Annotated in this window: 10 protein-coding genes; 5 read left to right on the top strand and 5 right to left on the bottom strand. The window is 60.8% G+C overall.

The window, feature by feature from the left end:
* Positions 1-84 precede the first annotated feature (84 nt).
* The 5 genes from SJY10_RS06180 to lepA form a co-directional block, all read right to left on the bottom strand.
* The gene (locus tag SJY10_RS06180) at positions 85-867 is read right to left on the bottom strand and encodes a 3-hydroxybutyrate dehydrogenase (protein ID WP_386680589.1); all 783 of its coding nucleotides are present in this window, start codon (positions 865-867) and stop codon (positions 85-87) included.
* Between the two features lie 54 nt (positions 868-921).
* Positions 922-1,788: an NAD(P)-dependent oxidoreductase gene (locus SJY10_RS06175; RefSeq protein WP_386680586.1), complete on the bottom strand. Its 867-nt coding sequence runs from the start codon at positions 1,786-1,788 to the stop codon at positions 922-924.
* A 63-nt stretch (positions 1,789-1,851) separates the two neighbouring features.
* Positions 1,852-2,361 carry an alkylphosphonate utilization protein gene (locus SJY10_RS06170; protein ID WP_386680583.1) on the bottom strand — a complete coding sequence of 170 codons (510 nt, stop codon included), beginning with the start codon at positions 2,359-2,361 and terminating at the stop codon, positions 1,852-1,854.
* Between the two features lie 320 nt (positions 2,362-2,681).
* Positions 2,682-3,551 carry a hypothetical protein gene (locus SJY10_RS06165; RefSeq protein ID WP_386680580.1) on the bottom strand — a complete coding sequence of 290 codons (870 nt, stop codon included), beginning with the start codon at positions 3,549-3,551 and terminating at the stop codon, positions 2,682-2,684.
* Positions 3,552-3,727: 176 nt separating this feature from the next.
* Positions 3,728-5,527, bottom strand: a complete 1,800-nt coding sequence (gene lepA / locus SJY10_RS06160) for a translation elongation factor 4 (RefSeq protein WP_386680578.1) — start codon at positions 5,525-5,527, stop codon at positions 3,728-3,730.
* Between the two features lie 252 nt (positions 5,528-5,779).
* Between lepA and SJY10_RS06155 the strand changes: the two genes are divergently transcribed.
* The 5 genes from SJY10_RS06155 to hrpB all read left to right on the top strand — a co-directional run bounded on the left by SJY10_RS06155 (position 5,780) and on the right by hrpB (position 11,026).
* Positions 5,780-6,082, top strand: coding sequence for an arginine transporter (locus SJY10_RS06155; RefSeq protein ID WP_386680576.1), 303 nt, complete (start codon positions 5,780-5,782; stop codon positions 6,080-6,082).
* Between the two features lie 139 nt (positions 6,083-6,221).
* Positions 6,222-7,205, top strand: coding sequence for a methylmalonyl Co-A mutase-associated GTPase MeaB (gene meaB, locus SJY10_RS06150; RefSeq protein ID WP_386680573.1), 984 nt, complete (start codon positions 6,222-6,224; stop codon positions 7,203-7,205).
* A complete protein-coding gene (locus tag SJY10_RS06145) occupies positions 7,202-8,038 on the top strand; it encodes an alpha/beta hydrolase (protein ID WP_386680570.1) in 837 nt (278 codons plus the stop codon). Before meaB ends, SJY10_RS06145 begins: the two co-directional genes overlap by 4 nt.
* Positions 8,039-8,165: 127 nt before the next feature.
* Positions 8,166-8,462, top strand: coding sequence for a 50S ribosomal protein L28 (gene rpmB, locus SJY10_RS06140; RefSeq protein ID WP_386680567.1), 297 nt, complete (start codon positions 8,166-8,168; stop codon positions 8,460-8,462).
* 155 nt (positions 8,463-8,617) lie between these two features.
* Positions 8,618-11,026, top strand: coding sequence for an ATP-dependent helicase HrpB (gene hrpB / locus SJY10_RS06135; RefSeq protein WP_386680564.1), 2,409 nt, complete (start codon positions 8,618-8,620; stop codon positions 11,024-11,026).
* Positions 11,027-11,125: the final 99 nt, after the last annotated feature.

Below are 11,125 nucleotides of genomic sequence, written 5' to 3'. Positions count from 1 at the left end.
AGAGGTGCGTCGGTCCGGGGACCGACCCGCGGGGGCGCTGCCCCCGCACCCCCGGGATATTTAAGACCAGAAGAAGGGGACCCCTTAGTTCATGAACCAGCCGTGGCTGGCGACGATGGATTGACCGGTCAGCGCATTGGTTGGGAAGGCGGCGAAAAGCCAGGCGAGGTTTGCGATGTCTTCGATCGTGGTGAATTCGGTGTCCACGGTTTTGCCAAGCATCACTTTGCTGACGACCTCTTCTTCGGAAATGCCCAAATCCCGCGCCTGTTCGGGGATCTGCTTTTCCACCAGCGGGGTTTTCACAAAGCCGGGGCAAATGACGTGGCTGCGCACGCCTTTAAGGCCGCCTTCTTTGGCCAAAGTGCGTGACAGGCCCATCAGGCCATGTTTCGCGGTAACATAGGCGGATTTCAGTGGCGATGCCTCTTTTGAGTGGACCGAGCCCATGTAGATTACGGTGCCGCTGCCTTGGGCATACATATGCGGCAGGCAGGCCTTGGTTGTCAGGAAGGCCCCGTCGAGGTGGATGGCGAGCATCTTTTTCCACTCCGAAAAGGGGAAATCCTCGATCCGGTGGACGATCTGGATGCCGGCGTTGCTGACCAGCACGTCGACGCTGCCCAGATCATCCACGGTTTTTTGCACGCCTGCATTCACCGCATCCTCGTCTGTGACGTCCATTTCCACGGCGATGGCGCGGCCGGGGCCCATGGCGGTCAATTCAGCCGCAACGGCCTGTGCGGCGTCCAGTTTCAGGTCGGCGATGGCCACATTGGCCCCGTCAGAGATGTATTTCAAAGCGATTGCCTTGCCGATGCCGCTGGCGGCGCCGGTGACGATGCAGTTCTTGCCGGTCATATTCATGATGTGATCCTTTCGCGCCCGCAGGGGCGGTGTTGTGAAATCAGCTGGCCCCAATTAGCCCATCGCCTGCAGGCGTTTCAGCAGGCTGGATGTATCCCAGCGGCCGCCGCCCAGTTTTTGCACGTCTTTGTAAAACTGATCGACCAAGGCGGTCACGGGCAGGCTGGCACCGTTCGCGTCAGCGGCGGCGAGGCAGATGCCAAGGTCTTTGCGCATCCAGTCGACGGCGAAACCGTGGTCCCAAGTGTCGCCCAGCATGGTCTGATAGCGGTTCGCCATTTGCCACGATCCGGCGGCACCCTGGCTGATCACCTCGACCACGGCTTCGCCATCAAGGCCCGCCTTCTGGGCAAAGTGCAGCGCCTCTGACAGGCCCTGGACAAGACCAGCGATGGCGATCTGGTTGCACATCTTGGTCATCTGGCCGGAACCTGATCCGCCGATGCGGCGGCACAGTTTGGCATAGACCTGCATGACAGGTGCGGCACCGTCAAAGGCATCCTGGTCGCCGCCGCACATGATCGACAGCTGGCCGTTTTCTGCGCCCGCCTGCCCGCCACTGACGGGAGCATCGACAAAGTGCAGGCCTGCATCCTTGGCTGCTGCGTAAAGCTCTGCCGTGACCTGTGCGCTGACGGTGGTGTGGTCGACAAAGATCGCACCCGGCTTCATGCCCGCGAATGCACCGCCCTGCCCTGTCGTCACGCTGCGCAGGTCATCGTCGTTGCCGACGCAGGCCAGCACGATATCCGCGCCTTTTGCCGCCGCCTCTGGCGTGTCCGCCATTGCGCCGCCGTGCTGATCGACCCACGCCTGCGCCTTGGCGGCTGTGCGGTTATAGACTGTGACGTCGTGGGTTTTGGCCAGATGTCCGGCCATCGGATAGCCCATCACGCCAAGCCCAAGGAATGCCAGTTTCATGTCGTCTCTCCCGTTGATGCTTTGGCGGCAGAATGACGGGTTTGGCGCGGATGTGAAGCGGTGTCAGGACTTCTTGACGAATTCAGTGAGGATCACGATGCGCTGGCCTTCGACGCGGCCTTCAATCTGGGCAGGATTGTCAGGCACCAAAGAGATCCGCCGCACCGCCGTGCCGCGCTTGGCGGTAAAGCCCGCGCCTTTGACAGTCAGGTCCTTGATCAGCGTGACCGTATCGCCGGTGTTCAGCGTGACGCCATTCGCGTCCTTGTGCTGGCTGTCAGCGGCGACGTTTTCGGCCCAAGCGCGGGTGTCGTCGTCAAGGTATAGCTGCCCCAGCAGATCATCCGCCCAAGGCGCGTCGATTTTCTGGAGCGTGCGAAAAGCGAGGACCTGCACGGCCGGGTCTTCGGACCACATGGTGGTGGCAAGGCTGCGGAAGTGATCCGGGTTCGTCGGGCTGTCATGCTGGTCGATACAAATCCCGCAGAGGTCCACGCTCGCGTTTTCAGGGCCGCCGGGGACGGGTGTGGGGATGAGCGGGGTGGATGGGGTGGCGCAGAGGGAGCAGGTCATGGCACGATCGCGGACTGCAAACCTGGAACAAACACGGAAATCGGATTATCCGACGTTTCCGATTCTAGCGCGCGTCTCGCTTGCGCGCTAAGATCAGCGATGAAAGTCGGCATTTTTGCAATCAGATCGTATTTATCTTCTTCATCAATTATCACAGTCCTGTTCTGGGCCACGTCAAAGGGTATCCTGTCAACCTTTCTCATAATCTGGACGGTTGGCTTCCGAAGCATATGCCTAACGGCAAGTTCATAAAAAACATTTGGATTGTGAAATGACAAATCCGCCACAACAAGCCGCGCATGAACTAAATACTCAATAATCTACTTGGTAATTAATCCAGGTGATTCAATCTCATTAGCTCTTACGAGCTTAAGTTGTGAAAATTCTATTGCGGGCTCCACAATAGAAGCTGCAAACATATCAGCGTGCCGACGCTCAGGCGATCCTGGATGACCAATTGGAGTAATATAAAAACAACTTGTCTCAAAACTTGCATGAAGCGATGTAATGATCGGTGAAGTCTTTAGACTGGTGGCAATGTGATCTTTGCTGGTATCGCCCAAAATAATACCACTAGCCGGCAACTCGCCGAGCCGAGCATCAACTGAAATTACGCGTTCGGCACCAGATAGAGTTTGAAGGAGGCCAACATCTCTCAAATTAACTATAAAAGTTGCAATGGCTTCTTTGGCGCCTTCGGCACTGACGTCAAATTCCTTAATTCGGTCTTCTAAAACTGCTGTGGCTGGCAGTTTGTTGCCTACTAAGGCCTCATACACACCTCTGAATGGGGCAATATTTAAAATTGCCAGCTCGATCCTCGCTTTTTCCTTTTCCCGCCGACTAATTTGATCTGACGCAACTTTAAGCCCGGCATCGGTTAGGGTAATTTCTTCGGCTTGATACCCCCCTGTGGTCAGGCCATATTTACCAGAATTTGTCACGAGCGTACGACTCGTGCTGCTATCAGGACTTTTGCCAATTTGATCAAAAAGCGTAAGCCTTTTGACTGAACTTCCGCCCCCAACGTCGAAAACAGAACGCGCAAACTCTTCCGCGTCAGAAAATGTAGATGCAGGGAAATTCTTGACGGTACGAAGTCGCCGAGGCTTTTTAGATGTATCCATTACATATAAGCTTTCTAAAAATTTTGCTTCGTTATTATTTCGAACCCAACGAATATAGTCCAAATGACGACGTCAACAATTGGCACTCATTTCGACATTCGATTATGCCCCAAGCTAGCACCTTGTTATTTCAAGTCACGCTAAAGTTGCAGGACTTCAAACGCAACCGAGTGCGGCCACATTTGGCTGCGCCAAACGTTTCCCCGCACCAGCCTTTATCAGCGCCAAAAATGAACAGCTTAGCTGTCCATTTTCAGTGCACTGATAAAGGCCTCCTGCGGAATATCCACCTTACCGAACTGGCGCATCTTCTTCTTACCTGCCTTCTGCTTGTCCAGCAGCTTGCGTTTGCGCGTGGCGTCGCCGCCGTAGCATTTGGCGGTCACGTCTTTGCGCAGGGCAGACAGGGTTTCGCGGGCGATGACTTTGCCGCCGATGGCCGCCTGAATCGGGATTTTGAACATGTGGCGGGGGATCAGGTCCTTCAGCTTCTCAACCATGGCGCGGCCGCGCATCTCGGCCCGGTCGCGGTGGACCATCATCGACAGCGCGTCGACCGGTTCGTCGTTCACCAGCACGGACATCTTGACCAGGTTATCCTCTTGGTAACCGGTCAGGTTGTAGTCAAAGGACGCATAGCCCTTGGTCACGGATTTCAGGCGGTCGTAGAAGTCGAACACCACCTCGTTCAGGGGCAGGTCATAGACGACCATGGCGCGGCTGCCCGCATAGGTCAGGTCCAGCTGCACGCCGCGGCGGTCTTGGCACAGCTTCAGCACGTCGCCAAGGTATTCATCGGGCACAAGGATCGTCGCCTTGATCCGCGGCTCTTCGATATGATCGACATGGGTCAGGTCGGGCATGTCGGCGGGGTTGTGCAGATCCTGCTGCGTGCCGTCCTTCATATATATGTGGTAAACCACAGAAGGCGCAGTGGTGATCAGCTCGATATTGTATTCACGCTCGATCCGGTCGCGGATGACTTCAAGGTGTAGCAAACCAAGGAAGCCGCAACGAAAGCCAAAGCCAAGGGCGGCGGATGTTTCCATCTCGAAGCTGAAAGAGGCGTCGTTCAGCGCCAGCTTGTCAATGGCGTTGCGCAGGTCCTCGAACTCGGACGAATCGACGGGAAACAGGCCGCAGAACACGACAGGCTGGGCCGGCTTGAAGCCCGGCAGCGCCTGCGTCGCGCCTTTGCGTTCGCTGGTGATCGTGTCGCCGACGCGGGTGTCGCGGACCTCTTTGATCTGGGCAGTAAAGAAGCCGATTTCGCCGGGGCCAAGCTGGTCCATCGGCAACATGCCGGGTTTAAACACGCCAAGGCGGTCGATCAGGTGGACGGTGTCGTTCGACATGAACTTGACGCGGTCTTTCAGCTTTAGCACGCCGTCGATGATCCGCACCAAGACGACAACACCAAGGTAGGCGTCATACCATGAATCCACCAGCATCGCTTTCAGCGGCGCATCGCGGTCACCCTTGGGGGCGGGCAGACGGTGGACCACGGCCTCTAGCGTTTCGCGGATACCAACGCCGGTTTTGGCGCTGACGCGGATCGCTTGGGACGCGTCGATACCGATGACATCTTCGATCTGGGCGGCGACGCGGTCACATTCGGACGCGGGCAGGTCGATCTTGTTCAGCACCGGCACGATTTCATGATCGGCCTCGATCGCATGATAGACGTTGGCCAGCGTCTGCGCCTCGACGCCCTGAGTGCTGTCCACCACCAGAAGCGACCCTTCGACCGCACGCATGGAACGGGATACCTCGTAGGCGAAATCGACGTGACCGGGGGTGTCGATCAGGTTCAACACATATTTCTCGCCATTCTCGGCGACATAATCAATACGCACGGTCTGCGCTTTGATGGTGATGCCGCGCTCACGCTCGATATCCATGGAATCCAGCATCTGTGCCTTCATGTCACGGTCGGCAACGGTGCCGGTGGACTGGATCAGACGATCGGCGAGTGTCGATTTTCCGTGGTCGATATGCGCCACGATCGAGAAATTGCGGATGTGCGAAAGATCGGTCATGGCGGGGCCCCAAAAGGTCTGAAATCAACACCCGTCCATCGCCCGAAGGGGGCGATTTTGCAAGGGGCATCGCACATCTGCGCCTTATACCGTGCAATCCGCCGCACCAGGGGACGCAATCGTGAACGCCGGGTTGTGAAAAAAGGCAATCGGGAATTGCGGCGCGCACCATTTTCTGGCAAGATGTTGCCACGGCAGTAAGGACGATGACGCCGGGTAAACTGGGCGCGTCAGGTAAGACAGGCACATTTCATGCGTATCATTTTTCTGGGCCTCGCCCTCGCGATCCTCAATTCCTGCGGCGCCGGCGTGCGCGGCGAGATGGGCAAGGCCTGCATGGCCTCGGGCCGGTCGGCGGCAAACTCTGCCTTGTGCTCCTGTGTCCAGAAAACCGCAAACGGAACCCTGACCAACCGCGACCAAAAGCTGGCCGCCACGTTCTTTGAAGACCCGCAAAAGGCGCAGGACATCCGCCAGTCGGATTCGAGCACACACGAAGCCTTCTGGACCCGCTACCGCCAATTTACCGGCCAGGCCGAACGCAGCTGCCGCTGAAGCCCCCCCTTCTTCTGGTCAAAAATATCCCGGAGGTGTGGAGGCAGCGCCTCCACCTTGACCCGCAGGGGCAAGCATTCCGGCACGCCTTGGCAAGACACATGCTGGACACAGGCATCAGGCCCGATATGTAGAGGGCATGCGGTTCGATATTCCTTCTTTGGCGAAACAGATCCGCGCCGGCGACCGGCGCGCCCTTGCCCGTGCGATCACGTTGGTCGAAAGCGGGCGGGACGATCACCGCAGCCTTGCTCTGGATTTGCTGGACCAGCTTGGCACCGACCGGCAAGCCTTACGGATTGGCCTCTCCGGAACGCCTGGGGTGGGCAAATCGACGTTTATCGAAACCTTTGGCCTGATGCTGACAGCGCAAGGCAAACGGGTTGCGGTGCTGGCGGTGGATCCCTCCTCCGCCCGGTCCGGCGGGTCCATCCTGGGCGACAAAACCCGTATGGAACAGCTAAGCCGTGATCCGAAAGCCTTTATCCGCCCCTCCCCCAGCCAGACGCAGCTTGGCGGCGTGGCGCGCCGGACCCGCGATGCGGTGCGCCTGTGCGAGGCGGCGGGCTTTGACGTGGTGCTAATCGAAACCGTGGGCGTCGGGCAGTCGGAGACGGTCGTCGCCCAGATGGCGGATCTGTTCGTGCTGCTGCTTGCGCCGGCTGGCGGGGACGAGTTGCAAGGCGTCAAGCGCGGGATCATGGAAATGGCCGATATAATCCTTGTGAACAAGGCGGATGGCGCGCTCAAGCCGCAAGCCCTGCGCACCTGCGCCGACTACGCGGGGGCCCTGCGCCTGCTGCGCAAGCGGCCTCAGGACATGGATGGCTATCCGCTGGCCATGACCGTCTCGGCATTGGACAATACGGGGCTGCAAGATGCCTGGGACCGGATGGAGGCGCTGGCGCGTTGGCGCCGGCAAACGGGCATCTTTGCCAGCACCCGCGCCGATCAGGCCCGCCACTGGTTCACCGAAGATTTGCGGGCGGAAGTCATGGCCCTGCTGACAAGCGATCCGGGCCTGAAGGCCCGCATGACCACGCTTGAAGACGCCGTCGCCCGCGGAGAGATGACGCCCGCTGTCGCCGCCCGCGCGGCCCTTGCCCCCTTGCGCGGCGCATGACAGCAGCCGTCAATATTACGCGCCTGCTGGACGGTGCGCACCTGCGCGCGGATCTGGCGCAGCGCGGCGCGGACCGTTTGATGGTCACCTTTGATTACCGGCGGCTGGACAGGGACGGTTTTGGACCCTTTGTGCCGTCAGAGCAGTTTGCCGAGGCCGGGTTCGATCAGCTGATGATTGCCACGCGGGATAACGACTGGTTTATCAATTCTGACACGCCGGCGCTGGAGTCTGTCTGCCGCGATCTGCGCAGGCGGTACAGCACCGCACAGGCCTTGGGGTATTCCATGGGCGGTTTCGGTGCGTTTCGTTTTTCGCGCGCCCTGGGGCTGTCGCATGTGGTCGCCGTATCGCCGCAGGTGTCGATAGCGCCGCAGCTGGTTCCGTTCGAAACACGATATACCTGCGAAGCACGCCGCTTTGATCCGGCGCTTGGTGATTTGACGGCCAACTTCGATGCAGGCCTGCAGGGTCATATCCTGTTTGACCCGTTCAACCTTTCTGATCTGACCCATGCGCAGATGCTGCATGTTCTGTATCCCCGCGTGGCGCTGGTACGCTTGCCCGGCGGCGGCCATCCGTGCACCCGGATTCTGCGCGACGTGCGGCGTGCCGGCCTGATCCAGGCGCTGGCGATGACCCCGTCCCGCGGGCCAACGGCCTTGCAATCCGCGCACCGCGCCGCCCGCGCCAATCACCCCGCCTATTGGCGCGGATTGCAGCACGCCGCCGCCACCCGGCACCCGCTTTGGTCCAGCATTGCACGGCAAAGTGCTGCGAATATGGCGGATGCCGCACAGGACGGGGTTGACGAGGGCGGGGATTCTGCGTAGGCGCTGCTAACTGAATTCACGGCCTCTGATGTAGGGGCTTTCAACCAATCGGACAGCTCTTTCAGACCTGTCCCCCAAGACGGCCAGGACCATCATGGTCCCCGCCAAGCCACGAAGGATGATGCCCATGTCGCGCCGCTGCGATCTGACCGGAAAAGGCCCGATGTCGGGCAACAACGTGTCCCACGCCAAAAACCACACCCGCCGCCGGTTCCTGCCGAACCTGCAGGACGTCACACTGATGTCCGACCTGCTGGGTCGCTCGTTCAAGTTCCGCATCTCGAACGCGGCGCTGCGGACTGTCGATCACCGCGGTGGTCTGGACGCCTTCATGAAGAAAGCCAAGGACGCCGAGCTGTCCCCCGAGGCCCTGAAGGTCAAGAAAGATATCGCCAAGGCAACCGCTGCTGCCGCGACTGCGTAAGCACTTGCTTTGAAAAGTTGACGAAAGGCCCGGTCGCGCAAGCGCCGGGCCTTTTGCATTGCCGGATGATCCACGCCTGCGGCGGCGGTGTTTGTCATGCCTGCGGCATGAGGCCTCCGGCGGGAGTTTACCGGGCCAGATGAAAGGGTTGCCTGATGACGGACATGCTGCCGATTGACGAGGTGCTTGGGGATGTCGTGTCCGCCTTGCACAGTCATGGGCGCGCCGTGTTGCAGGCACCGCCGGGGGCAGGCAAAACCAGCAAGGTGCCGCTGGCCCTGCTGGAGGCAGGCTTTGCGGGCCAGATTGTCATGCTGGAGCCGCGCCGGCTGGCGGTGCGGGCCGCAGCAGAGCGGCTTGCGCAGCAGCTGGGCGAGGCGGTCGGGGGCCGGGTTGGATACCGGATGCGCGGCGATTCGCAGGTGGGACCAGAGTGCCGCATTTTGGTTGTGACCGAAGGTATTTTGACTCGTATGGTCCAGACGGATCCGGAGTTGCAGGGCATCGGGACCGTCATCTTTGACGAATTCCACGAACGGTCCCTGCATGCCGATCTGGGCCTTGCCCTTGTCTGGGAGGCGCGCGCGGCGCTGCGTCCTGATCTGGCCCTGATCGTCATGTCGGCCACGCTGGACGCGGCACCCGTAGCCGAGATGCTGGCCAACGCCCCGATCGTCACTTCCGAGGGCCGCGCTTTTCCGGTCGCGGTGCACTATCTGGAACGCGCATTGCCGCCGCGCGTGCGTCTGGCGGAGGCTGTGGCGGATCAGCTGGTACGAATCGTACCGCAGACAACGGGCGGTGTGCTTGTTTTCCTGCCCGGAGAGGGTGAAATCCGCGCGGTCGAAGGGGCCCTGAAGGGCCGCGTGCCGGATGACTGCGCCATCAGGCCTCTTTATGGTGCCCTGCCCATTGCCGCGCAGCGCGCCGCGATTGCGCCTGTAACGCAGGGGCGAAAAATCGTTTTGTCGACAGCGATTGCCGAAACGGCGCTGACGATTCAGGATGTGCGGGTGGTTGTGGATGCAGGCCGCGCGCGGCGGGCGCGGTTCGATCCGGGCAGCGGCATGACGCGGCTGGTCACGGAACGGGTCAGCCGCGCAGAGGCCGACCAACGCGCTGGCCGCGCGGGCCGCGTCGCCCCCGGCACGGCCTATCGCATGTGGACCAAGGGCGAGGACGGGGCCTTGCCCGCCTTTGCGCCGCCAGAGATCGTAAGCGCCGATCTGACCGCGCTTGCGCTGGAACTGGCGCTTTGGGGCAGTGATGATCTGGCGTTCCTGACGCCCCCGCCGGAGGTGGCGCTGGCCGAGGCCCGCGTTTTGCTTTGCGATCTAGGTGCCCTTGACGCCCGGGGCGGCATCACGGCGCATGGGCGCAAGCTGGCGCTGTTACCGGTGCACCCGAGGCTTGGGCATATGCTGGCGCGCGCCGGCGCGCAGGCCGCCCCCTTGGCCGCGCTGCTGGAGGCGCGTGATCCTCTGCGCGGGGCGGGCAGCGACCTGGCGTTGCGACTGGCGGCGCTGAACGGCGAGGCAACGGCGGCCACCTTGCACGCCCCTGCCCTTGCGCAGATCCGCGCAGAGGCGAAGCGGCTGGCCAAAGGGCTGCCGCAAGGGCCTGTGTTCAGCCTTGGGCAGATGGCGGCACTGGCCTATCCCGACCGTATCGCGCAGCGGCGGGCAGGAGACGATCCGCGTTATTTGCTGTCGGGTGGCAAGGGGGCGATGCTGGATGCGGCTGATCCGCTGGCAAATCAACGCTTGTTGGTGGTGACCGATACGGACGGCAACCCGCGCGAAGCCAGGATCAGGCAGGCCGCTGTGATCGGGCTGGCGGACCTGCGGGCCGTGCATGAAGACGCCATTGTATGGCATAATGTGTGTCGCTGGGACCGGCGCGATGGGCGTGTCGTGACCGAACGGCAGGAACGCTTTGGCGCGCTGGTGCTGGACGCACGGCGCTGGACCGATGCGCCGCCAGAGGATGTGGCACTAGCGATGCTGGACGGCGTGCGCCAGCTTGGCCTGCGTCCCGGCAAGGCTGCACAGTTGTTTCTGGCTCGCGTTGCCCTGGTGCCGGGTCTGCCGGATATGCGCGAAGAGGCGCTGATGAACACACTGGAAGACTGGCTGTTACCGCATCTGGAGGGCGTCCGCTCTGCCGCGGACTGGGGGCGGTTCGATGTGCTGGACGCGCTGCGTGGCATGTTGGATTGGAACCAGATGCAGCAATTGGACCGCATGGCACCGGGGCATTTCACGACGCCTTTGGGGCGGCGGATTGCCATTGATTACAGCGGTGATGCGCCGCAAATCACGTTGCGTTTGCAGGAAATGTTTGGCCAGACCGTGCATCCGATGGTGGGCGATACGCCGCTGCGCGTTGTATTGCTGTCGCCGGGCCAAAAACCGGTGCAGGTGACGCAGGATATTCCCGGTTTCTGGGCCACCAGTTATGCCGACGTGCGGCGTGACATGCGCGGTCGCTATCCGCGGCACCCTTGGCCAGAGGATCCGACAAAGGCCGATCCCACATTGCGGGCAAAACCGCGCGGAACCTGACAAATATCACGCAGCTGCAAGCCCAGTGAGCTGATAAAAGCACATTGTGTTGCGATTTCGCAGCATTGACCTATGTTATTCATAGAAAAGAAACGATTT

It is taken from the genome of Loktanella sp. R86503 (assembly GCF_042466455.1).
Lineage (GTDB): Bacteria > Pseudomonadota > Alphaproteobacteria > Rhodobacterales > Rhodobacteraceae > Loktanella.
Note: the sequence above shows the minus strand (reverse complement) of the source record. Positions and strands in the feature narration are given on the sequence as shown.